The sequence below is a fragment of the Bartonella sp. AP11XZML genome (assembly GCF_042196445.1).
In the GTDB taxonomy this organism is placed as follows: Bacteria; Pseudomonadota; Alphaproteobacteria; order Rhizobiales; family Rhizobiaceae; genus Bartonella.
In genome coordinates this window covers 96,117-121,164 of record NZ_JBHIQF010000042.1, presented here as the reverse complement: position 1 = coordinate 121,164, position 25,048 = coordinate 96,117, and the positions used below count along the sequence as shown (strand labels likewise).

The window sequence follows — 25,048 nt, the reverse complement described above, 5'->3', positions numbered from 1 at the left end:
CTCCTAATTTATTTATGAGCACAGTGCTACAAGATTACAGAAAGAAAAGCTGTAGTAAAAATGATACAGTCACAGAAAATGGAGGGCACATCCCAGACAAAATCGCTTCATAGCTTGATTTTGTACGAGAAACCTAAAGATATATATATAAATAACTTATTGATTTTAAACGTAATTCTTGTTTATTGTCTATGATTTTTTTTAAAAAAACCTGAATAATATCTTTTCATATCCACAATAAATTATGTGTTGTGTGATAATATAGCAACAGAAAATAACAGAGGCTCTGTCAAAGACGGAGCCTCTTCGTTATTTAACTTACCATCTGTTAAAATTTGTAAGCAACACCAACGCGGAAATCATTGGTTTTGTAAGAAGTCTCATATTTATCATTTGAGAATTTCTTTTTCCCAAAATCTGAGTAACGATATTCCGCACGTACAATAATATTATTGGTCATTGCTAAATCAACACCAGCACCAAGGGTGTAACCAACAAGGGTCTTTGTTTCATCAGACAGAGTACCAGAAGCGATTACTTTGTCTGAATCTTTATCTGTTATTGAAATCAACGCACTATCTTGAAGCTGTGTATAAGCGATACCACCAGCAACATAAGGCATAATGCGTTCAGCTGCAAAACCAATACGCACGCGCGTTGCACCAGCCCACTTTTCTTTAAAAGTGAAACTGTGGGTTCGTTTAGCACCAGGTTTAAGCGCATCTTTACCAATATTAATTGCAGCGTCTTTTAATACCTTGTTAATATAATTGATGTGTTCTGGGGCAATGACATATGTTTTTCCTGTCTTCGTGTCATCTTTATTAGACCACATGATATCTGTATCAACACCTAGAATAAGGCCATTACCAAGATCAACGTTGGAACCTGCATAAAGACCACCCATGAAACCAGATAGTTTAGGCAAAAGATCATCAGGTGCTGGAATCTTTTTTCCGTTACTGAGAATATCCATTTTCGTCTTACCCGAAAAACCACCAATCTGCCCCCCAACATAAAAACCTGTCCAAGAAAAAGTTGGAGCAACAATAACGGGAGCAACAGGTGTTGGACTGGGGGGAACAATAACATCTGCTGCTTGAGCTGCTGAAGCTGAAACAAAAGCGAAAGCAGAAGCTGTTATTAACCATTTCATATTCATATTTTCTCTCCATAGCTGAATATTTATTTGAACACACCATTTCATATAGAGCCCCATCTTCAGATATCTGTAGCAAAAATGATACACTTATAAAAAAAACAAAAAGCCAATCAAAGTACCCTTAATTGCTTGATCTGTAATAAATGAGAATTAAACTATGCCTATGCACAAATGATCTCTTTTCCTCACGTTTTCTCTCCTTTATCATTTTGAAAAAAAACTGCGCCACAGTACCCTCCGTGTAAAGCGTGTGCTATTGACATAAAAATATAATATATTGATTTATAATGAAAAAATATCTTTTATATTAATTCGTCTGCAATATTGAAGATGTTCTTAATCTTAAGCCTTTTTTATTAAAGCCCCCCAGCACCTCACAAACGAGCAAGTGTGTGAATAAATAAAACTATTTAAAAGCTAAAATGCTTCCTATTAATACTCTCAATATTGTAATAGTGAAGACCGTTACAATATTGAGAGCAGCTAAATGTAACTGTTCCATTTAAATTCATACAAACAACGTTTTTAGCTTCATCCTTCGCATAACCAAATGTGAATAGCTCTTTGATTGTTTTTTCATCATTGTAAAGAACGCTTGTAGCGCACATGAACAAGATCTCCACTACCCTATGGACTGCAACAAGATTACATGCAATTTCATTACATTTGCTCTTTGTTTTTAATTTAGGCATTTATTCCTTTTTGACATACTTACCATTTTTTTCTTCTCTCAACCTTATAGTAAAGTCTTTTTCAGAGCTTCAGCCTTATTTGTAGGCTATCATTTCATACTCCTTTACAAGACGAAATTGAAAAAAATACCTAAAGACAGACAACCGGTATGATAAACATTAAAACTTATATAGAAATCTCCTTAAAGCTGAAAAAATGAGAAATCTTTCTTAAAGTTTTCAAACCACCCCTTGCTTTAAAAATCATAAATTTGGCAGAAAAAATATCCCTCTTTTTCAACTTCAAAGCATATATTATACTTCTTGATGTTGTTTTTTCACTTTTTAAAAACTCATTGGACCTCGTGCAAATAGGTTTGGCCGTCCTTTTTTCCCTGGTCTTCTTTTAGGATAATGATCTCTTTTTTTACCAGAATGTAACACAGGTACTAACTTAGCTGCTGTTATGCTTTCGCTGTTATTTGTGCAAGAAAGTTCTATCTGAAAAACTTCAGATAATAACTTGCTAAGCTGTTCACCAGTAAAAAAACCTATTGGAGGAACAGCCGAAGATGCTCTCTGTATAAGGTTTTGAGACGCTAAAAAACTTGCACCTTGAGCCATAGAGATTGAAGCAAAAGTAGCAAAAGCTGTAATAAAATATTTTATGTTCATAAATTTAACCTCATCAAATATTCATAATGGATTTTATCTAGTACCTTCATTGCAAATTTCTAGAGAAAAATAATATGTTTATAGATAAAAAGTGAAAATCCTTAAAAATAAAGCTTGGAGCATTTTTCTTTTAAAATAAAAGCAAATTGCCCTGCTCTGCCAACATAGAAATTACTTATTGAGCAATAAATAAAGGCACGAAGTATCGTCTGAAAATAATAAACTATATGAACTTCATATAATATACTGATTTATAATGCTAATTTAGCGTTATTCATATTGACTGAGAACCCTAAATACCATAAGATTCTCTCCTTCAAAATCTTTTTCATGTTGAATCAATCAAAACCATTTGTTTGCACGTTACAAGTTGGAAGAGCTGTGTGGATAAAAAACACTAAAAATGTCTCTTATGAACCGTCTCAAGTGCTAAGGACTTACACAACATTGGGAATTGGCACAGTTGTGTGGATGGTAGCGGCTTGTTAACTCTATAAGCGTAAGATGGTAGTGTTCAATAGATTTTATATTGGTATTGGAGGCTTTATCGTTATATCTTTTATGAGCGCCGCCGTAAAATGAACTTGGGTGTCGGTTTCTTTACAAAAAGTACATGAATTAGCAACACAAATATATTCCGTTTAGGGCGTTCTGTTTTACATGAAGAACGTAAATCCATTAAAAACATGAGAAACAAAAGCATGAGGCAATGCGTAATCTCTATTATTTAACAGACATTGCTTTAAATACTTTTGAAAGTCGTAAAGCAGAATTAAAAATGATGGTAAAGATGAGATTTGGTTTTTACATTTACACATTCATATTCTCCCCCAATTAGGCTGTATAACGGTTTCAGAGATTTAAGTCTTCCAACCTACCGTATGTTTCCAGCTTCTCCTCAAAATTGCTTTGTTTCAAATAAAAGCTGTTACAAAAATAAAAAATATGAATTCGCAAAAGTACCTTTATTGCCTAAACTTCAAATGAAATAGCACTTAAGAATTTATTATAATTCTTATCAGAAAAGATGAGAGGATAAAACGCCCATAATGTACAAGCATTTTGTCCTCTCACATCAATAATTAACTCTATTTAAAAGCCAATTTTAAAGTTAGCTATGCGCAAAAATATCAATTTCCGCCCATCCTAAAAGATCAAGCCTAGCTCTCATAGGCAAAAATTGAAAGCATGCCTTGGCAACATTTTCTCGCTCTTCACGTCTTAAACGTTCTTCAAATATAACCTTTAAACGATGCAAATATAACACATCCGACGCAGCATATTCAATTTGTGCCTGTGATAACGTTTCTGCCGCCCAATCCGAAGATTGTTGCTGTTTAGAAATATTCACATTCAGCAATTCATTACAAATTTCTTTCAAGCCATGACGATCCGTATAAGTGCGCGTGAGTTTCGAAGCAATCTTTGTACAAAAAATAGCCTCTGGCATAACACCAAATGTATGCGCTAAAATAGCAAGATCAAAACGCCCAAAATGAAATATTTTGGTGATTGCGTTATCTTCAAGCAATTTTATCAAATTGGGTGCACTCTTTTGTTCTTTAGCAATCTGAATAACGTCAGCAGTACCATCTCCAGAAGAAAGCTGAACAACGCATAAACGATCACGATAGGGTTGTAATCCTAAAGTCTCGGTATCAATCGCAATGGCATCAGTTTTATAATTGTCTAAGTTTGGTAAATCACCTTGATGAACGCGAATCTCAGCCATTTACCCTCCTACTTGCTAAAGCAGCAAGAATACGCGCCCAAGACCGCTGCCCCTTATGAAACGATTTTAAATTATACTTTTCATTAGGAGAATGAATACGGTCATCAGCCAGTCCAAAACCAACCAAAAGAGTTTCCATACCAAGAATTGACCGAAAATCTGCTACAATTGGGATCGAGCCCCCCATGGCTGTCAAGACAGCAGGCACTTCCCACTCTTGTGATAAGGCATCCTTCGCCTCCTTGATAAAAGATGAATCATCAGAAATCTGAAGTGCCGGAGAAGAACCGTGATTCTTAAATTCAACCTTACAATCAGCAGGAATTGAGCTACGTACATAATCACGCAACGCTTGGCGTATTTTCTCTGGATCTTGCTTATGCACCAAACGACACGATACTTTTGCACTCGCTTGAGAAGCAATAACTGTTTTCATCCCTTCCCCTTCATAGCCGCCACTAATACCATTAATTTCCATGGTAGGACGTGCCCATACAAGCTCTAAAATGCTCCGCCCTTTTTCACCAGCTGGAACGGAAAGTCCTATAGGACCAAGAAAATTTTCAGCAGTACAATTAAGTGCATTCCATGATTGTAAAATCTGTGGAGGTGTTTCTTCTACGCCATCATAAAAACCAGGAAGTGTTGCCCTATTATTTTCATCGTGAAGTCCTGCTAAGATTTTCGTTAAAATACGAATGGGATTAGCTGCTACTCCTCCAAAATAACCAGAATGTAAATCACGATTCGCTGCTGTGATAATAATCTCTTCTGCCATAATTCCCCGAAGAGAAAGAGCAATAGATGGTGTATCCGCATCCCACATTGACGTGTCACAAACCAATGCATAATCTGCCTTAAGTTCATCTGTATTTGCTTTTAAAAAAGGAATAAGGGAAGGAGAAGCACATTCTTCTTCTCCCTCAAATAAAACAGTAACTTTAATAGGAAGCTGCCCTGTTTCTTTCTTAAATGCACGACATGCTTCAATAAAAGTCATCAACTGACCTTTGTCATCTGAAGCTCCACGAGCACAAATAACTTTCTCTCCATCTCTCTCTTTTAAAGAAGGTGTAAATGGATCATCCTCCCATAAACTCAATGGATCAACAGGTTGAACATCATAATGTCCGTAAAACAACACATGCAAACAATCATCTGAAGGTCCTGGATGATGCCCAACAACCATTGGATGCCCCGGCGTATCACGGCGTGAAGCCTCAAAACCGATGCTTTTTAAATCCTCCACTAACCAATCAGCTGCTTTACGACATGCATCCTTGTAAGCCGAGTCTGTAGAAATCGATTGAAAACGTAAAAGAGAAAAAAGGCGTTCAAGGCTCTTCTCTATATTTCCATCAAGATGTGTTAGTACTTTATTCAGCATAAAAAAAAACCTTTCAAGCCTTGTGTAATTATATTATAGATGCGATGACTTTAAGCCTCTTGTAAGATTTTGCAAGACACCTTATTCATTTTTGACATTGTGAGCAGTAAAAACTTGAACGTCCAGCCTGTAAAATGCGCATAATAGGCGCTCCACATTCCAAACATTGCTTGCCTTCTCGTCCATAAACTGAAAAAGCATGCTGAAAATAACCAAGCGAACCATCTATATGCATATAATCACGTAAAGAAGAGCCACCAGACAAAATGGCTTCAGAAATCACATTGCGTATATTTTGTGCTAAAGAATCTGCAAATTCACGTGCACGTGCCGTTTTTGATGCCAATGTAAATGCACCACGTTGTGGAGACAAACGACTCCGCCAAAGTGCTTCACAAACATAAATATTCCCAAGACCTGCAACAATAGACTGATCAAGTAAAACACCCTTGAGAGACATTTTTTTATTAACAAAAGCCTTTTGTAAATAACGGCCAGAAAACGAATTACTTATAGGTTCAAGACCTAGCTTATTTAAAAGTGGATGTTCATAAAGCTTATCCGTATCGACTAAAAGCATAAACCCAAAGCGACGCACATCATTATAAATAAGACGATAAACGTCACCATTCTTTGTCTGAATATCCATGACAAAATGATCATGTTTAACTAATTTACTTGACGCTGAACAAGCTTTTCTTAAAAAATCATTCTCTATACGCCATGAACCAGACATTCCTAAATGGCTTAAAATCGTTTCATCCTGAGAAAGATGAAATAATAAATATTTCGCACGCCGACCAAGTTCTATAATTGTTCTGCCAATAAGGCGCTCAGAAAAAGCCTCAGGAAAAGGAAAGCGCAAATCTCTACGATTAAGTTTGACAGATACTATCTTTGCATCAGTTACAACGGACTCAAGTCCACGACGAACTGTCTCTACTTCAGGAAGCTCAGGCATTACTCTTCTTTAATAATTATACACTTTCCAATCGTATCACTGATAAATTGACTTCTTCGCCCCTCAAAAAACGAAGACTTCCTCTACATCTACTAAACAAATTCTTGATGAGTGGATTTTACTTGGATTCCTACTTATGTGAATCATTTAACTAAAGGCTTTATGGACAAACCCTGCCTTGAATATATACCACACACTCTAAAATACTTAACGTATCAATAAAGCTTACATCCCACCCCACCTCAAATGACCGTGTTTTATGGTAACAAAATTAAGCCCATTCACCCTTACGAAATACAGGAACTCTTACACCATCTTGGGTAATGCCATCTATGTCAATTTCACCAGAACCAATCATCCAGTCAATATGAATGACACTTTTATTCCCACCACGTGCTGCAATCTCTTCTGACGTCAATGATGCCCCATCTAAAAAGCATTTGGAATAACACTGCCCTAAAGCAATATGACATGCAGCATTTTCATCAAATAAGGTATTATAAAAAAGGAGGCCACTCTTAGAAATTGGTGAAGAATGGGGCACAAGGGCAACTTCGCCCAACCGGCTTGCACCCTCATCACTTTGCAAAACCTGCTGTAAAACTTCTTGGCCTGTTGATGCACGAGCCTCAACAATACGCCCGGCTTCAAAACGTACTTCAATATTATCAATCAGAGTTCCTTGATAGGAAAGGGGCTTTGTTGAGCGAACGAAACCTTCAACCTTATGAGCATGAGGAGTCGTGAAAACTTCTTCTGTCGGAATATTCGGATTGCAAATAACACCATTTTGAGCAACGGATGCACCACCATGCCATTCATGATCATCTGCCAAACCAACAGTTAAATCAGTCCCTGGCCCTGTAAAGTGTAAGGCAGAAAAACGCTGCTCATTAAGCCAAGATGACCGTTTCTTCAAATGTGCATTATGAACAGTCCACGCCTGCACCGGATCTTCTCCTGTAACACGTGAAGCAGAAAAAATTGCATCGGCTAATTTTTTAATCGCCTCATTAAATGGTAAAGAAGGAAACATTGCCTCAGCCCATCCTGCTGTTGGATAAGCAACAATCGACCAATTCATAGCAAAATTTGATATTTGCTTGAGTGCCGGCTGGTAAGCTATTGAAGTGGCTTTATTTAAACGTGAAACCTTATCAAAATCCTGATTGGAAAGGAGCAAAGGATTCTCACCAACAATCGCTAAACGCGCTGCCCCATTTTCAAAAGCCTTTGCCATTCCCTCATAAAGCCAAGAAGGGGCACAATCAAAACTAGCTGTATGGGCATTTTCAAACCGTGTAAGCGATAACATATCATCACTAAAAATTGGTGTAATGACACCAGCACCAACCTTATAAGCATGATATGCAATACGCCGAACAAAAGGTAACGCTGAAACTGGAGCAGTTAAAACAAGATCCTGCCCCTCTTGTAAATTCAACCCCACTTTCACTGTAATTTCTGCAAGACGATTAAGCATTTCAGGCAAAATTGTCTCATGAATATCAAAGTACATTACCAATACCCTTCTTTAAATAGAATGCGTTCTTTATGTCGTCATATTATAAATTGTTTTTCAGATCCTTTGAGTTCGCTTTCTCTACGTATATTTATGCGTATCATTATCGCTAAAATTCACTTAATTCATAAACCGCAATGGGTATATCATCCTTCTTTGGTCATGAAAAACTTACTAGTTCCTGTGTCGTTTTTCTAACATTGCAACAATTGCATTTAACTGATCAGATGAAGGTAAAGCCATAATCGTTTTATTTTCCTCTTTCCTAGCTAGATGTTGAGGTGCATAGGCAGGGATAGGAACTTTATCAAGCTGTACCATAGCAAAAGGCGCAGGATGTGCCATCTTGGACTGTGCTACTTCTGTCGAAGGAGATGTACTTTTCTCTACCTTTACGCCCCTACTCTCTAAGCCTTCATCTATAAAGCTTGGCGCATGACCAGAACGTTCTTGAGCAAAAGCATAAGCAACATCATAAGGGCGATTATTTGTAGGAACTTGAAGTTCCCCATCACGTGATCGTTTTTCATAAAAAGCATTTCCCCCTGCAACCTGAACATAATGCATGTTTTTATACGGAAAAGACAAACCAGCGGTATGAAAAAACTTAGCGTGTTTAACTTTCTTATCTCGTTCACCTCGTAAAACAGCATCAGCCGCCTCTCTTACACGAGCAACAGATGCTTTTTCCGTCATAGGACGCGTTAAAACACCAGGAGCAAATTGCCTATATTGACCAACAACACCACAAATCGTCTTAGGATAGGCAGTTGAATTAACACGATTCATAACAACCGTCCCAACGGCAATCATTCCTTCACGGCTTGTGCGATTTGATTCAAAATACATCGCTCGCATAAGACATTGACGCTCTGTCAATGGATACGTAACTGCTTTTGTCTTATTATTATTTACTTTTCCAGTATCTAAATGATTTGAAGCACACCCCACAACAACTAACGGCGCTACACAACAGGTAACAAAAACATTCCAACAATTATTTTTCATCTTATGCAACACATTCCTATAATCTCTGAGCTATTCAAATTTTGAAATGAGCTTTAAATGTATCTCTCAATAAAGTACATAGCTAATTGTTACCACTCAGTAAAATTTTAATACAAGAGGTAATCAAAAAGTATCTATGCAAAATAAAAAATAAAAAACTCTTAATTTACAGATCGATATTGTTATTCTTCATGGTTCAATATAGGCTATAATAACCCACACGTTTCAATTACAATAAAGTAACACTATCCACTTCTTCTACATACGAAAAAAATAATACAGACATCCCCTTTAATATAAAATTTTAACAAAATGATCTGAAAGGAAATTCCCCTAGAAAACTCCCCTCCTGCCACAATACGAGTGATGATATCATCCAATATACAAATATGTCAAACCAAGAGTTAACAATCTGCCATGCTTCTCTGAAAAAACTCTTTGTTGCTTCTTTGTGCTTTGCCATAAAATGGTTATCTTACTCTTCTTATAGCTGCACTGTAAGAAAATACTCATATATCTACAAACTTATTTTATACATATAAGAAAAATTTTAATCTATTTTCTTCTCACCTACCCCAACTTTATAAGTAAGGTCATCACGAGGACGATCAGAGGACATATGGTAACCCGTTATGATATAATGCAGCATTTCAGCAATATTAGTAACATGATCACCAATTCGTTCAATATTCTTTAAACAAAACAGTAAGTGCGTACAAACCGTAATATTGCGCATATCTTCCATCATATACGTCAAAAGTTCACGAAAAAGAGAAGTATACAAAGCATCAATCTTCTCATCACGCTCACGCACCGCGTCAACACGCTCTAATAGGCGACTCGTATAAGCATTTAAGACTTCTTTTAATTGATTGAGTGCTAAAGCTGTAATTGTTTCAAGCCCATGATAAACAGAAGCAGATTGACGTATTTCTGAAAGTGCAACAGTCCTTTTAGCAATGTTTTTTGCCATATCCCCAATCCGTTCAAGATCAGAAGAAATACGAATGGCTCCAATAATTTCACGCAAATCGACAGCCATCGGTTGGCGTTTGCAAATAATAGCAACCGCTTTTTCATCAATGTCACGTTCTGCTTCATCTAAAAACACATCATCGGCAATCACTGTCGTTGCAAGTTGAAGATCACTACTCACAACCGATGCGACAGAACGTTCAATCATCCTTTCTGCATGGCTCCCCATTTCTGTAATCCTTACTCTTAAATATTTTAGTTCTGCATCATAAGAACGGACAGTATGTTTCATAGACATATCTTATACTCCTCAATTCACCTATCCAAAACGCCCCGTAATATAATCTTGTGTCCGTTGCTCTTTTGGTGAGGTAAAGATCATTTCAGTCGCACCAACTTCTACCAAATGCCCTAAATGAAACATAGCCGTATATTGAGAAACACGTGCGGCCTGTTGCATGGAATGCGTTACGATAACAATTGTATAATTTTGCCGTAACGCATCGATAAGCTCTTCAATCCGTGCTGTCGCAATGGGATCAAGAGCTGAACATGGCTCATCCATCAAAATAACTTCAGGACTAACCGCAATAGCACGTGCAATACACAAACGCTGTTGTTGTCCTCCTGATAAACTTGTTCCAAGATCGTGAAGGCGATCTTTTACTTCTTCAAACAAACCTGCCTGCCTCAAACTCTTTTCAACTACATCATGCAATTCAGAGCGTGTTTTAACTAAACCATGAATGCGTGGACCATACGCAACATTCTCAAATATAGATTTTGGAAAAGGGCTGGGCTTTTGAAAAACCATTCCAACACGAGCGCGCAATTCTACAACATCAATTCTCTGGTCATAAATATTCTCCCCATCTAAGGTAATAAGACCGGTTGTTTTAGCGCCTTCAATCGTATCATTCATACGGTTAAAACAACGCAAAAAAGTTGACTTTCCGCATCCTGATGGACCAATCAAGGCTGTTACTTGATGTTCAGGAATATCAAGTGTAATACCGTGGAGTGCTTCTTTGTCTCCATAAGAAACCTTCACATCCTGACCGCGCATTTTAATCTTCATTACAAAAATTCACCTTACAAAAATCTTATCAAAGCTGTTGTTTTATTAAAATTACTGGCGGCGTTCAAATCGTCGACGTAAAAAAACCGCAGAAATATTCATGATCGCAAGAAAAATCATCAATACAATAATAGCACCTGATGTCTTTTCAACAAAAGCACGCTCTGCTTCACCCGCCCACATAAAAATTTGAACAGGCAAAGCCGTTGCTGGATCCATGGGGGTCGTAGGAATATTAACAACAAAAGCAACCATTCCAATCAAAAGCAAAGGAGCTGTTTCACCCAAAGCCTGAGCGACTCCAATAATTGTGCCTGTCAAAATGCCAGGCGCAGCTAAAGGAACAACATGATGAAAAATCATTTGTGTTTTTGATGCTCCCAACCCCAAAGCTGCAGAACGAATAGAGAGAGGAACAGCACGCAGAGCAGAACGTGTTGCAATAATGATCGTGGGAAGAGTCATGAGCGCTAAAACAAGACCACCAACAAAAGAGGCTGAACGTGGTAATCCTAAAAAATTAACAAAAAAAGAGAGTCCTAAAAGACCAAACACAATTGAAGGAACAGCTGCAAGATTATTGATATTAACCTCTATAAAATCTGTAAATTTATTTTTGCGTGCATATTCTTCTAAATAAAGAGCCGTTGCTATGCCTATCGGAAGGGAAACTAATAAAACGATGCCTATCATATAAAGAGAACCAATGATCGCAACACCTAATCCCGCAGTCTCAGGACGACTTGAAGCGCCAAATGTAAAAAAACCAATATTAAATGTTTTATAAAGTGTACCATCATGCGCTAAACGCTTTATCCATTCTATTTGTCGATTAGAAACTTTACGGTTTTTTTCTGCTACACGCAGATCAATCTGTCCCTTATAAGCAGAATCAATATCCGCAGATGCCAAAACTTTAACTTTTTGCATTGTGCCAATCAGTTTTGGATTCTTTGTCACCATTTCACGCAGTTGAACACGGACACCATTTGAAAACATACGGTTAACGTCCAAAAGAGAGGCTCGATCATTTTGATTGATATTAAGTTTCTTCGCTAAAGCATTGTGTACAAGAAGTGGATAATTCGCCGTCATGAGCACTTGTGGTTTTGTTTTACGTTGACCACTTGGATCAATGATCTTTTCATCCAAATAAATCGATAATGTCATTTCACTTTGAAAAAAAGCTGTATAACCCTGACTAATGATAGACCATAAAAGCGTAAATAAAAAAAATAAACCAATAAAAATGGCAATCAAACCATAGGCACGAAAACGACGTTCAGCCCAATACCGACGCTTGAGACTAATATTGCGACAAGGAAAAAAATCTTCATTCATTCATATTGTTCCCGATATTTACGCACAATATAAAGAGCTAGAATATTCATCAAAAGTGTCATGACAAAGAGCGTCATCCCTAAGGCAAAAGCCACCAGAGTTTGTGGAGAATTAAACTCAAAATCACCGGTCAATTGATTAACAATCTTAACAGTCATCGTAGTCATTGCTTCGAAAGGATTGAGTGTTAAGTTTGCTGCAACACCTGCCGCCAAAACCACAATCATTGTTTCTCCAATTGCACGCGATGCCGTCAACAAAATGGCCCCCATAATCCCTGGAAGCGCTGCTGGTATAACAACTTTTTTAATTGTTTCAGATTGCGTTGCGCCTAAACCATAAGAACCTTCACGTAAAATGCGTGGAACAGCCGTAATAACATCATCCGATAAAGAGGAAACAAAAGGTATCAACATAATTCCCATCACAACTCCAGCAGTCAAAACACTTTGTGCCATAATAAAACTAACCCCGTCTGAGAGAGAAGCAGAGAGATCTCGTAAAAATGGTCCCACAACCTTCAAAGCAAAAAAGCCATAAACAATCGTTGGAATGCCAGCAAGAACTTCTAACAATGGCTTCACAATTGCTCGCAATCGCGCAGAAGCATACTCCGCCATATAAAGAGCTGAAAATAGTCCTATAGGTACAGCAAAAAGCATGGCAACAAATGCAATATAAAGCGTACCAGCAAGAAGCGGTATTAAACCAAATTGTCCTACTTCATCGCTGGAACCGCTCGCGGAAAAACGCGGATCCCAAACTGTTCCTAAAAAGAAATTTGAAAAGGATACAGACTGAAAAAAGCTTACTGTCTGAAAAAGCATAGAAAGCGCAATGGCTATTGTTGTCAAGACTGCAACAATAGATGCACAAATCAATCCAATAATAATAAAAGATTCAACCTTATTACGGGCACGTTGATGAGGCGCAATTTGCATCATTCCACAGATAAAACCAAAGGACGCAATAGCAAAAAGAAAAACATAACCTATAAACTTAAGCTTTTCAGAAGAGAATACCCACGACTGTGCTATTTTGAACACATCATCCGATGCTTCATCGGATAAAATCAATCCCTTCGCGAGTAATTGTGCCTGCACTTCCTTATAGGAAGCGGTAGAAAGATTCCCCTCAAAGCGATGAATCTTTTTGACGAGACTTCGAAGTGTCTCCCAAAGTAGATCGTGATTTACAGGCTCTGTTACATGCGCACTATACGCCCCCAGCTCTCGAGAGGCATTATATTCTAAATAAATTGTACTCCCAGCATCCCAAACAATTAAAAAAATAAAAGCTGGAATAACAGTAATCAAAAATGTCCACCAGCCATAATAATACGCACGAGAATGCATTTTATGTTGTCTGTATTCAAGAATGCGTGCTCGCATATAAGAAATACCAAAGCCACAAAATCCAAAAATCAATAATAGCAATACAATGAAGGAAATGCGCATTTTATCTTTCAGTTTTTATAAAAAAATAGCACCCAAATTTCCTATCTCAGAAATCCAACAAATTTTCCCTGCAAATTATTTCAATGTCATTACTCGACCAGCAGAAAAATCAGAACGCTGTGCTTGACGTTCCTTTTCAGGAGAAACAATCAAACCATATTCAGCCAAAGGACCCTCTGGACCAATCATTTGATCAGAAAGAAAAAAATCAACATACTCTCGCAAACCTGAAATAATACCTAAATGTGCTTTCTTAATATAGAAAAAAAGCGGACGAGAAACTGGATATTGTCCACTAGAAATCGTCTCAACTGTTGGCGCAAAACCGTTAATATCGGCAACCTTTAGCCTATCAGCATTATTTTGATAAAAAGACAAACCAAAAATACCAACCCCTGTTTTATTAGAAGTTAGACGCGCAAATGTTTCAGAATAATCACCATCAATATCAACCGCTTTTCCATCCTTACGTACCGCAATACAAGCAGTGTGTATCTCCTTATCATCCATTCCTAAAGACTTCATCACCTCAACTGCCCCACTCTCTTTACACCCCTCAGTAAGTAATTTTTCCTCAAAAACTTCACGTGTCCCATGCTTCTCTCCAGGAATATACGCTGCTATCGTCCAATCAGGAAGAGCACTATTAACTGCACTCCATTTCAAAATATTATTCGGTTGCAACTTTCCGTCTATAATAATTCGAGCAGCAAGGGCTTTATAAACATCTACTGGCTGTAATTTCCAATCAGGCCCCTTAATATCAGTTGCAAAAACAATGCCATCATACCCAATACGTATTTCTTCAACATCTTTTACACCAGCATCAAAACAAGACTGTAATTCACTCGGTTTCATTGCTCGCGAAGCATTAACAATATCAACAGTGTTCTCCCCAATACCACGGCAGAATTCCTTAATACCAGCTCCTGTTCCTCCCGATTCGATAACAGGAACCTTAAAATGGGGATAAATTTCTCCAAATGTTTCAGCAACAATCTTTTGATAAGGTAAAACTGTAGATGAACCAGTAATCTGTATTTGATCGCGCGCATTGCCTCCATTTGCTGACAGCAGTAGCGCAAAAATCAATCCCACTCCAATTGATAATACTTTGTTCATCTATAAACTCCCTAAAAATTGAAAACAAAGCCTCTTAATTTATATTATACGGTCATTCTAGTTCACATTTGCAACATAACAAATATAAAAAACAACATGGATCATTTTTTTAAAACCATGTTTTTGTCCTCTGTCAAATAAATTCATTTGAACGCTTGAACTCAATAACATCCCAAAACAAATGAGCAACATCCGTACCGCAGAAGCGTTTAATTTCACGAATTCCCGTAGGAGACGTCACATTAATTTCTGTTATATAATCTCCAATCACATCAATCCCCACAAAAAGAAGACCGCGTTCCTTTAAGGCTGGACCAATGCGTTCACAAATTTCATAATCACGTTTTGTTAACTCCACATTTTCCGCGCGACCTCCAACATGCATATTAGAGCGCACATCTGTTTCTGTCGGAATTCGATTAATAGCTCCAACAGGTGTACCATCAAGCAAAATAATCCTTTTATCTCCTTTTCGTACTGCCTCTAAATAGCGCTGAACAATAAAAGGTTCGTGATAAATTTCTGCAAACATTTCTAACAATGATGCTAAATTGCGATCATCTTGTCTTAAATAAAAAATACCAGCGCCCCCATTCCCATAAAGTGGTTTAACAATAATATCGCCAAATGTCTCTCTAAAAGCTGTTATTTCTTCAATATCTTTGGTAATTAATGTTTCTGGCATCAGATCAGAAAATTCAGTAACAAAAATTTTTTCTGGACTGTTGCGTACCCATGCAGGATCATTCACAACGAGTGTTTTAGGATGAATACGCTCTAACAAATGAGTTGTTGTGATATAATTGAGATTAAAAGGTGGATCTTGGCGTAAAAGAACCACATCCATATCTGTTAATTCCGTACGAACAGGCTTTTCTAATCGATAGTGGCTTCCCTCTTTATCATGTACAATCAATGGCTCTAGTCGTGCAATCACACAACCATCGTATAGAGATAAACGATCTGGTGTATAATGGAAGAGAGAGTGTCCACGTTCTTGGGCTGCTAAAGCGAGTGCAAATGTCGTATCTCCTTGAATCCGAACTGTTGAAATATGATCCATCTGAATGGCAATTTTCATAAATAAATCCTCTCTATCCTAAAAGCAGACTGGTCTATGCATCATAAACTTAGTAAACAATAAAAGAACTATGACAAGAGAAAATTTATGACACAAGAAACAGATATAAAATTAAACAACAAAGAAATCGAACGCTATGCACGCCACATCATTCTGCCTGAGATTGGTGGTGCAGGGCAACAAAAGCTAAAAACAGCACGTGTTCTTGTTGTAGGCGCTGGTGGTCTTGGTGCTCCTGTCTTAACCTATTTGGCTGCCGCAGGTGTTGGAACTCTTGGAATTGTCGATAACGACATCGTTTCACTTTCCAATTTACAACGCCAAGTTATTCATAAAACAAATGCAATCAACAAAAGTAAAACAGACAGTGCTGAAACCACTATAAAAGCAATAAATCCCCATGTTATAGTTGAAAAACACACCCTACGCTTAGATAAAAGTAATGTGGATAAACTGCTCAATGCTTACCACATCATTGTTGATGGAAGTGATAATTTTACCACACGCTATCTTCTCGCTGATCACGCTGCCCAATGCAAAAAACCTCTAATAAGCGGTGCTGTAGAACGTTTTAATGGCTCATTAACGGTCCTTATGCCGTATAAAGACAATAATCCTCACTATCGCGATTTATTTCCCACCCCTCCAGCTCACGGGACTATCCCAACATGCGCTGAAACTGGAATCATCGGTGTTTTACCTGGCGTTATTGGGACCCTACAAGCAATGGAAGTTATTAAAATGATCACAAACATCGGAGAGCCATTAGTAGGAAAGATTCTTCTCTATAATGGATTATTAGCGCAATTTAATATTATTACTTATAAACGCTCAAATTATAAAGAAAATACCATAGTTATTAAGAAGCTTGGAGAATCATGATTATGTCCTCTCTTCCACTAATTTTTAGCACTCTCGCAATATGTATTGAAATACTAATTAATTTTATCGCAAGTCATCGAAACATTGTAACCAATGAAACCTATTAAATTTATCACAAATATGGCAAACCTTTTGTGAAAAAATAATTCTCTATAATGGATTATCAGCATAATTTCATGTCATCGTCTATAAATGGACAGAGACTCGTGGGAACGTAGCTGCTATCCGTATTCTTGTATAAAAAATTTTCGACGTAGATAAAAATACAATCAGCAGAACTCTATTCAACTATTCTACTATTCACACATAAAAATTGTTTCACATGAAAGTGCTTACTTCAAACCATAACCTATAAATAAATAATCTAAGTCATATTTTAGTGATCGATACTATAAAAGGTCAATGATCTGTCCGTACATCTCTAACCTCAAGAGAAAACGTCTATTCATCGAGCATCATAAAATGCAGCTTAGGATTATTGCACGTATAAGAACAATCAATTGTCTCTGTTCATAAGAAAAATACATGGGAATTGATGTAAAAGTACATAGGGATTGATGTGTATAGAAGGATTGAGATAAACCTCATGGAGAGCTTTAATTACATAATTATTGCATTCAGAAGCAGAAAGCTGCAGCTCATGAATTGATAATCCTTCAGCAATAATTTCACAGACAAGTATATGTAGAAAAAGTGAAGCACACAAATCTTGAAAACCAATCCACAGACGACAGTGTTAAAGAGTGCATTTTTATAAAAGATCTCTTTAAAATAAGCGAGTAAATATGCAATGTTAAATATCTTCTGTCTTGCGTGAGGGGCGTTCCCCCCTAACAAAACATCAATAAGAGCTCTTTTTATAAACTGTGAAACTAAAATTACAAAAAAATCAGACTTCTTTCTAAAATTAACATCTATGGTATAAGTTAATTTGGCTCGTTCGCTTTATTATTATCCATTGGTAAAGGAACAGGATGATCGGATAAACTGCGTAAATAAAGCAAAAGATCGGCACGATCTTGGTCATTTTTAATTCCACGAAAAGACATAATGGTCCCAGGAAAAGCTTCACGTGGAGAATGTAAATAACGATCTAACGTTACAAAATCCCATTTTTGATCAGAATGAGCACGTAATGCCCGTGAATAAGCAAAACCTGCTGCTGATGCTAAAGGGCGGTTAACAATCTCCCAGAGAACTGGACCAACACGCCCTGCTTCATTGCGTCCAGAAGTGTGGCATATGGCACATTGGCGAAAAATTTTACGGCCATTTTCAAAATTGCCTTGTTGAAGGCGGCTATTTAGTGATAGGGAAACATCAGGTGCTTTTTGTTTTTCTTGGAATATATCATTCTTGGCAACTGTATGATGATATTGGACTGATGTCGGATGATCGTAAACTATATTGCTGAGTGTGAAAATCCCCACAATAGCAACCAGCACACATAAACAAGCACAAATAAAATAAATAAATCTCGGGCGATTCATAAAAACTCAAATGTTCACGGTTTCATTACCATTTTTAGTTTAAGCTTTTTCTTTATAACACACAATATCATAAATGCATCACAGATGACATTGGGAATCTTACAATGGCTCTTGAACCAATTATTCTTATTCCTGCCCGTATGGGCTCAACCCGTCTTCCTCAAAAAGCTCTCGCTGAAATTGGCGGAAAACCGATGATTGTTCATGTCGCAGAACAAGCCAAAAAAGCTGGAATAGGACGTACAATCGTTGCAACAGATCATAATGATATCGCTAAAGCTGTTGCAGATTATGGGCATGAATATATCATAACACGAGGTGATCATAAGTCTGGATCTGATCGTATTTATGAAGCTTTAGTGCGTATTGATCCTGAACAACGCTACAACGCCATTTTAAATATACAAGGTGACTTACCAACAATAATGCCTCGTGAAATCATTCGTGCGCTACGCCCTTTAGAAAATAGCTTTACTGATATTGCAACCTTGGGTGCCAAAATCATTGAAGAAAATGAAACAAGAGATCCCAATGTTGTCAAAATCATTGGTACACCGCTTTCTCAAAATCGCCTTCGTGCTCTTTATTTTACGCGCGCCAAAGCACCTTATGGAGAGGGTCCTCTTTATCACCATATTGGAATATACGCCTATAGGCGCGAAGCACTTGAGAAATTTGTATCATTCAAACCCTCACCACTTGAGAAACGTGAAAAACTTGAACAATTACGTGCATTAGAAAACAATATGCGTATTGATGTGGAAATAGTCGATACAATTCCCTTAGGTGTAGACACACAACATGATCTCGATAGAGTTTGTGAGATTTTAACATGAAAATACTTAAAAAAACCAATAAAATTTCTTTCCAAGGAGAATACGGCGCTAATTCCCATATTGCTTGCTCCAATATGTTCCCCAATATGGATGCTGTTCCCTCTGCTACCTTCGAAGACGCTCTTAATTTAGTGGAAAGCGGGAAAGCTGATCTTGCTATGATCCCTATTGAAAATACTCTTGCGGGGCGCGTTGCAGACATTCATCATCTTTTACCGCAGTCATCTCTTTATATTATTGATGAATATTTTTTACCTATCCATTTTCAACTCATGGTTTTGCCCGGCGTTACACATGACGAAATTAAAACCGTCCACAGCCATACGCATGCCCTTGCACAATGCCGAAAAATCATACGAAACAACGGTTGGAAACCTGTTGTTTCTGCTGACACCGCTGGAGCTGCAAACTTTATTAAAAAAAATGCTAAACGTTCACAGGCTGCCTTAGCACCTTTAATCGCAGCAGAACTCTATGGACTTGATATTCTTGAAAGAGATGTTGAAGATAACCCTCATAATATTACCCGTTTTGTCATCCTTTCACGCTCCAAACGACATGTCCCCAAACCTCAAAATGGCGAAAAAATCATCACCAGTCTTCTTTTTCGAGTGCGCAATGTCCCCGCTGCTCTCTATAAAGCTATGGGAGGATTTGCAACGAATGGTATCAATATGACAAAATTAGAAAGCTATCAAATTGGTGGAAATTTCAATGCAACACAGTTCTTTGTTGATATTGAAGGACATCCTGAAGACCCGATGATGAAACTTGCCTTAGAAGAATTATCTTTCTTTTCTGCAGAACTGCGTATTATCGGTACTTATCCAGCACAAAACGATCGAACATCGTATATATAAAAGCAATTAAGCTGCTATCATTTTTTGTTGATATCAAAAAGCATCGTAAAAATTTCATAATGCAACGTATCTTGAAAGAGCTCGTTTTTTTCTACTCAACACCCTTCATAAAAACTGAAGAAGAAAAAACGGCTCATAAAAGAATATATAAATTATTTCCATAATATTTTTTCACAAATTATATCATGATAAAAAGCACTTCAACTTGTATAAAAACCAGTGTAAAAAAACACAGTAACCAAAAATAAAAACGCTTGTACCATCTATTTCCTTTTATATATTCAAAGAGAGCTTCTTGAGAAAAGTCATTTCCTCTGACAATATTCCAATAAAGATAACGAACTTCTAAATTAGCTCTCAAAATAATTCAAATTATTATATATAATAGAGCATTCAAATCTTTTAGATTAATATCATTCTAAACATGGTTTAAAACTAGAAAATGCAACTTAGCCCTGTTTTTAGCGTTAAGTTTGAGCTTTTATCTTTATAAAAATTGATTTATGATTCACCTCACTTTAGAAAAAGGAGAGGATAATGAAAAAAATCTTCATGCAAGTATTATTAGCCGCAAATATTCTCGCCTACTCTAGTGTTGCATTTGCTGGCTTTGGTGAGAAAAAATGGAATTTTGGGCTGGATGAAAGTGTTGTGATCATCCCATCCGATACAATCCATCAAGGAGCTGAATACTCTTGTAGTATCTTTAAACCGAAGAAAGTATCCTTTACTTTATCATACTCTACCCCTTCTGATTTAAACAAATTGAGAATTGCTGTTGATGATGAAAAGAAAATAACCCATGATAAAGAAAAGAAGATCTTTATCCTAAAAAATATAAAATCTCTTCATATAAGTTTTCCTTCGTCAGGACATTATATTTTTAAAAATATTACGAAGAAAAAAGTTGTTGGAACAAATTGTGACACAGGAGATTATGATTAACAATATTTCTATAACATCTAAATTTGAGTAGAGTTATTCTTTTTTCAGGTATTTTTTTCAAAATAGGGCATAATGAGCCATTAAACCTAATCGCTGAAAAGCTTATTTTTGTACTAATATGGCAAATCTTAAGCTGCTTATAAGGTTAGATATTAAAGAACTTTTGCGAAAACTAAATGACTAAAATTAAATTGTTCTGTATTTTCTACTATCAGAGCTATTTTTTTAATAAGAATATAACTTCTATCTTTGCAACTGCTTTATTTTAAGTACTATAAAGCACATCGTACCCAAATCACTTAGATAAACAGAAAAGTAAAATTTGCTCTACAGATGCATTCCTCGCTGCATTTTAAATCATACTCATTCAGCTTTTGTAAAAATTCATCTCGCTTTTCCCTCCTTATTAAAGGATATAATTATTTGAAACTATAAAATATCGCTTATATCGAATAAGAACCTTTTTTATGCTTATAAAATCAGTACCCCCTTATTTCTATAGCGTTTAATGTTGCATCTTCTCTTGCATGAGTACAGTCCCTTTAAAATATATGAAACCTTTTCTAAAATAATGAAAATTCATATATTGATCCATCTTGTGATAAACATCAATGTTTTTTAATTAAAAGAACAAGCACGCAAAAAAAGAGCGATAACATCTACTCAGTATTTATATATTTATATTATGTTAAAAGAAAAAACATTACATATTTTATATTCTCATTCACTATAGAAATGAGGTGGTACTCTTATAAGATACTTAAGATACTGGCTTATCCTTATAAGACTTTGATTTTCTTATACTGAATTAAAACCACGAATAAAGTAAGGTCCTCCCATCTTAAATCTCATATTAAATCCATTAAAATGTTTCCTTGAAAGTTACAAATGAGAGTGGTGTGTGAGTAAAAACGATTAAAAAAAGGAATAAAAATGCTTCTTATAAAGCCTCTCAAGTACAAGGGATCACAACATTGGGAGTTGTTAAATAGCATGAGGGCTAAAATTTATACTTTGTATTAAGCATAAAGAGGATAGCGCAACAATAGATTTATAACTCAAGGGAAGCATGTATACTATTTATGAGTGGAGTTTGAAATATAGTTAAGAGTATTGAGCAATCGCTCTTTAAAAAGCCTGTGAATGTATAACATTAAATGTATTCTGTTTGGGATGTTCTGTTTTGTATAGAGGAGCAACACCATTAAAGCAATATTTTATAATTATTTAAATAGCACTCTTCCCCCCTAACTTTCAAATGTTAGCCAATTACATGATCTATTTGCTTTATTTTCTTCTTTAACTGTTGTAAATTTTTGATGATTCAATTTCGTAGTTTTAAAACAGACGTGTCTATCCTAAAACTCTTACATGTTTCAGCGAATGAGAATAATTATACATTCAGACTATCTTAAGCGAAAAAATATTTTCATACCAAATAAATATGAAGAGCTACTGCTATAAAAACTGGTAAATCCACAATCTCTTTGTTGTTTATATGTCAATAAATTAAACGCAAAGGAAAATTCTTCGTCGTTCTTAGGATATTTTTCGTTTCTGATCTTGATTTTTCATTCCAAATCGACAATATGAGCTTGGGAGGTTGGTGGTGGACGAACTACTCGCCAACTGGGTCAGGTCTGGAAAGAAGCAGCCCCAACGAGTTCTGGTACGGGTCATCGTTCCAACCTCCTATTTTGCTGAAGAAATTATTTTTTATGCTGTCTTTTAGCGAGGTATTTTTAATCTTCAGAGCAGCATTTGTATGCAGCAAATAAAGGGGTTTTGTTATTTTTAAACAAATTGTCCCATAAATAATTTGATTAAGAAAAAATCCTTTTATATGAGACTACAGTATTGATCTATGCTTTTGTATTATAAAAATGTACGCATAAAGAACTTCGAAGTTGGAAATACTCATGGAAAATTTACCGGTAGAAACAGCTTATCGTGTTCTTGCTCGTAAATATCGACCAAAAAACTTCTCTAACCTCATTGGTCAGGAAGCTATGGTGCGTACTCTCACCAACGCCTTTGAAAAAGGTCGTATTGCACAAGCGTGGATGTTAACAGGGATTCGTGGCGTAGGTAAAACCACAACAGCACGTATTTTGGCACGTGCGCTTAATTATAAAACAAAAGATATTGATCAACCAACAACCGTATTGGACACTCTTGGTGAACATTGCACACAAATTATCGAAGGACGCCATATTGATGTTATAGAAATGGATGCCGCTTCTCATACGGGCATTGATGATATTCGTGAAATTATTGAACAAATACGCTATCGTCCTGTTTCTGCACGCTATAAGGTTTATATTATCGATGAAGTACATATGCTCTCAACACAAGCCTTTAATGGTTTATTGAAAACTCTTGAAGAACCACCTTCCCATGTGAAATTTATTTTTGCCACAACAGAAATTCGCAAAGTTCCTATTACAATTCTTTCGCGTTGCCAACGTTTTGATTTACGACGTATTGAATCAAAAGCTTTGAGTGCACATTTGCGTCAAATTGCGAAATATGAAAAGGTAGAAGTAGAAGATCAAGCACTCTCTATGATTGCCCGTGCTGCAGAAGGATCTGCACGTGATGCATTATCCATTTTTGATCAAGCAATCGCCCATAGCAATGGCAATGTTAATGCTATTGCGGTGCGTACAATGTTAGGATTAGCGGATCAAGCACGTATTATTGATCTTTTTGAATTTATCATGAAGGGCGATGTTGTCAATGCGTTACATGAATTACGCAGTCAATATGAAGCAGGTGCTGATCCTCTTACTATATTGACAGAACTAGCCGATTTTAATCATCTGGTCACACGTTTACGTTTTACACCAGAAATAGTGGAAGATTTTTCTCTGACTGAAGAACAACGTTTAAGAAGTTTAGACTTTTCAAAAAAACTTTCCGTTCCTGTTTTATCCCGAAACTGGCAAATGTTACTCAAAGGTTTACAGGAAGTTAATCAAACTGCACGTCCTCTTCAAGCCGCTGAAATGCTTTTAATTCGTCTTGCTCACACGGCTGACTTACCAACTCTTGATGAGGCTTTAAAAAAGCTTACGCAAGAAAAAACGCCTCTCACACTGGTTAAAAACTCTTCTCATCAAGAATCTACAAATGCAAATAATATAACAAAAGAAACAATGGACGGAGCCCATGCTTCCTCGAGCATTTCAAATACATTAGCCGATCAATCAGATTTAAAAACATCTTTGAAAAACCAATTAGATCATTCCTTACAACCAGAAAATTTAGTTAAAAATCAAAACCATGACAAAATCAACGCCCAAGAAGTAACAGAAATTCTAGAAACTTCTCCATCTACTGATCTTTCTGAAAAGATTGTAAATTTATCGCATTCTGTCACGCAAACAACAGAAAAGATTACTGAGCCTAAAACTCTCGTGATTAATTCTTTGCACGATATTGTTCAATTAGCCGAACAGCATAATGACACTCCTTTCAAACTCCTTATTAAAGAATTTGTTCATCCTGTTTCTTTTGAAGCTGGGCATATTACCTTAAGACTTTCTGAAAATACCCCACAATTTCTTGCTCATGATATAGAAAAAAAGATATCTCAATGGACAGAAAAACGCTGGACAATAACTTTTGTTAATGAAGGAGGTGGCCCAACCTTACAGGAGGAAAGTATAGCGATTCAAAAGACTCTTTTTTCTAATGCAGAAACAGATCCTGATATCGCGAAAATCCTCAATCATTTCCCAGAAGCAAAAATTGTCGATATTCGACTCAATAAAGAAGAAAATGATCTTGATTTGCTCTCCAATACCTTTAAAAATGCTGATATTTTTAAAAATAAAAATGATATCAATGATGAATAAGGA

Annotated in this window: 19 protein-coding genes and 1 other RNA gene; 6 read left to right on the top strand and 14 right to left on the bottom strand. The window is 36.5% G+C overall.

Annotated elements, in window-relative coordinates; genetic code table 11:
* Nucleotides 1-328: 328 nt before the first annotated feature.
* The 13 genes from ACFIMG_RS03925 to gshB form a co-directional block, all read right to left on the bottom strand.
* On the bottom strand, nt 329-1,162 hold the full coding sequence (locus tag ACFIMG_RS03925) for an outer membrane protein (RefSeq protein ID WP_375678496.1): 834 nt from the start codon (nt 1,160-1,162) through the stop codon (nt 329-331).
* Nucleotides 1,163-2,178: 1,016 nt separating this feature from the next.
* Complete coding sequence (locus tag ACFIMG_RS03920; protein WP_375678497.1) at nt 2,179-2,508, bottom strand: hypothetical protein; 330 nt, start codon at nt 2,506-2,508, stop codon at nt 2,179-2,181.
* Between the two features lie 1,111 nt (nt 2,509-3,619).
* Nucleotides 3,620-4,240: a ribonuclease D gene (locus ACFIMG_RS03915; protein WP_375661218.1), complete on the bottom strand. Its 621-nt coding sequence runs from the start codon at nt 4,238-4,240 to the stop codon at nt 3,620-3,622.
* Entirely contained in the window at nt 4,233-5,627 is a 1,395-nt protein-coding gene (locus ACFIMG_RS03910; RefSeq protein WP_375611787.1) for a M20/M25/M40 family metallo-hydrolase, read from the bottom strand. The genes ACFIMG_RS03915 and ACFIMG_RS03910 overlap by 8 nt, the downstream gene beginning before the upstream one ends.
* An 85-nt stretch (nt 5,628-5,712) precedes the next feature.
* Nucleotides 5,713-6,588 (bottom strand): bifunctional DNA-formamidopyrimidine glycosylase/DNA-(apurinic or apyrimidinic site) lyase, encoded by an 876-nt coding sequence (mutM, locus tag ACFIMG_RS03905; RefSeq protein ID WP_375613328.1) that lies wholly within the window; start codon nt 6,586-6,588, stop codon nt 5,713-5,715.
* 271 nt (nt 6,589-6,859) lie between these two features.
* Nucleotides 6,860-8,107: an aminopeptidase gene (locus ACFIMG_RS03900; RefSeq protein ID WP_375678498.1), complete on the bottom strand. Its 1,248-nt coding sequence runs from the start codon at nt 8,105-8,107 to the stop codon at nt 6,860-6,862.
* A gap of 177 nt (nt 8,108-8,284) precedes the next feature.
* Nucleotides 8,285-9,118, bottom strand: a complete 834-nt coding sequence (locus ACFIMG_RS03895; RefSeq protein WP_375678499.1) for a cell wall hydrolase — start codon at nt 9,116-9,118, stop codon at nt 8,285-8,287.
* A 550-nt stretch (nt 9,119-9,668) separates the two neighbouring features.
* The gene (gene phoU / locus ACFIMG_RS03890; protein ID WP_375611791.1) at nt 9,669-10,391 is read right to left on the bottom strand and encodes a phosphate signaling complex protein PhoU; all 723 of its coding nucleotides are present in this window, start codon (nt 10,389-10,391) and stop codon (nt 9,669-9,671) included.
* A 21-nt stretch (nt 10,392-10,412) separates the two neighbouring features.
* Complete coding sequence (gene pstB, locus ACFIMG_RS03885; protein ID WP_375625677.1) at nt 10,413-11,171, bottom strand: phosphate ABC transporter ATP-binding protein PstB; 759 nt, start codon at nt 11,169-11,171, stop codon at nt 10,413-10,415.
* A gap of 51 nt (nt 11,172-11,222) precedes the next feature.
* Entirely contained in the window at nt 11,223-12,512 is a 1,290-nt protein-coding gene (gene pstA, locus ACFIMG_RS03880; protein WP_375678500.1) for a phosphate ABC transporter permease PstA, read from the bottom strand.
* The gene (gene pstC / locus ACFIMG_RS03875; protein WP_375678501.1) at nt 12,509-13,969 is read right to left on the bottom strand and encodes a phosphate ABC transporter permease subunit PstC; all 1,461 of its coding nucleotides are present in this window, start codon (nt 13,967-13,969) and stop codon (nt 12,509-12,511) included. Before pstC ends, pstA begins: the two co-directional genes overlap by 4 nt.
* Before the next feature lie 75 nt (nt 13,970-14,044).
* Nucleotides 14,045-15,091: a PstS family phosphate ABC transporter substrate-binding protein gene (locus ACFIMG_RS03870; RefSeq protein ID WP_375678502.1), complete on the bottom strand. Its 1,047-nt coding sequence runs from the start codon at nt 15,089-15,091 to the stop codon at nt 14,045-14,047.
* A 133-nt stretch (nt 15,092-15,224) separates the two neighbouring features.
* Nucleotides 15,225-16,172 carry a glutathione synthase gene (gshB, locus tag ACFIMG_RS03865; RefSeq protein WP_375627632.1) on the bottom strand — a complete coding sequence of 316 codons (948 nt, stop codon included), beginning with the start codon at nt 16,170-16,172 and terminating at the stop codon, nt 15,225-15,227.
* Nucleotides 16,173-16,259: 87 nt separating this feature from the next.
* On the opposite strand from gshB, the gene ACFIMG_RS03860 reads away from it, so the two are divergent.
* Nucleotides 16,260-17,054, top strand: coding sequence for a molybdopterin-synthase adenylyltransferase MoeB (locus ACFIMG_RS03860; protein WP_375678503.1), 795 nt, complete (start codon nt 16,260-16,262; stop codon nt 17,052-17,054).
* A gap of 926 nt (nt 17,055-17,980) precedes the next feature.
* On the opposite strand, the gene ACFIMG_RS03855 is transcribed toward ACFIMG_RS03860, so the two are convergent.
* Nucleotides 17,981-18,544 carry a c-type cytochrome gene (locus tag ACFIMG_RS03855; protein WP_375678504.1) on the bottom strand — a complete coding sequence of 188 codons (564 nt, stop codon included), beginning with the start codon at nt 18,542-18,544 and terminating at the stop codon, nt 17,981-17,983.
* A 104-nt stretch (nt 18,545-18,648) separates the two neighbouring features.
* Here ACFIMG_RS03855 and ACFIMG_RS03850 point away from each other — a divergent pair, with 104 nt between their 5' ends.
* From ACFIMG_RS03850 to ACFIMG_RS03830, 5 genes are all read left to right on the top strand, one after another.
* The gene (locus ACFIMG_RS03850; RefSeq protein WP_375678505.1) at nt 18,649-19,380 is read left to right on the top strand and encodes a 3-deoxy-manno-octulosonate cytidylyltransferase; all 732 of its coding nucleotides are present in this window, start codon (nt 18,649-18,651) and stop codon (nt 19,378-19,380) included.
* On the top strand, nt 19,377-20,240 hold the full coding sequence (locus tag ACFIMG_RS03845) for a prephenate dehydratase (protein ID WP_375678506.1): 864 nt from the start codon (nt 19,377-19,379) through the stop codon (nt 20,238-20,240). Before ACFIMG_RS03850 ends, ACFIMG_RS03845 begins: the two co-directional genes overlap by 4 nt.
* A gap of 537 nt (nt 20,241-20,777) precedes the next feature.
* Nucleotides 20,778-21,185 carry a hypothetical protein gene (locus ACFIMG_RS03840; protein WP_375632299.1) on the top strand — a complete coding sequence of 136 codons (408 nt, stop codon included), beginning with the start codon at nt 20,778-20,780 and terminating at the stop codon, nt 21,183-21,185.
* Between the two features lie 1,598 nt (nt 21,186-22,783).
* Nucleotides 22,784-22,881, top strand: an RNA gene (gene ffs / locus ACFIMG_RS03835) — signal recognition particle sRNA small type.
* Nucleotides 22,882-23,104: 223 nt separating this feature from the next.
* Nucleotides 23,105-25,045 (top strand): DNA polymerase III subunit gamma/tau, encoded by a 1,941-nt coding sequence (locus tag ACFIMG_RS03830; RefSeq protein ID WP_375678507.1) that lies wholly within the window; start codon nt 23,105-23,107, stop codon nt 25,043-25,045.
* Nucleotides 25,046-25,048: the final 3 nt, after the last annotated feature.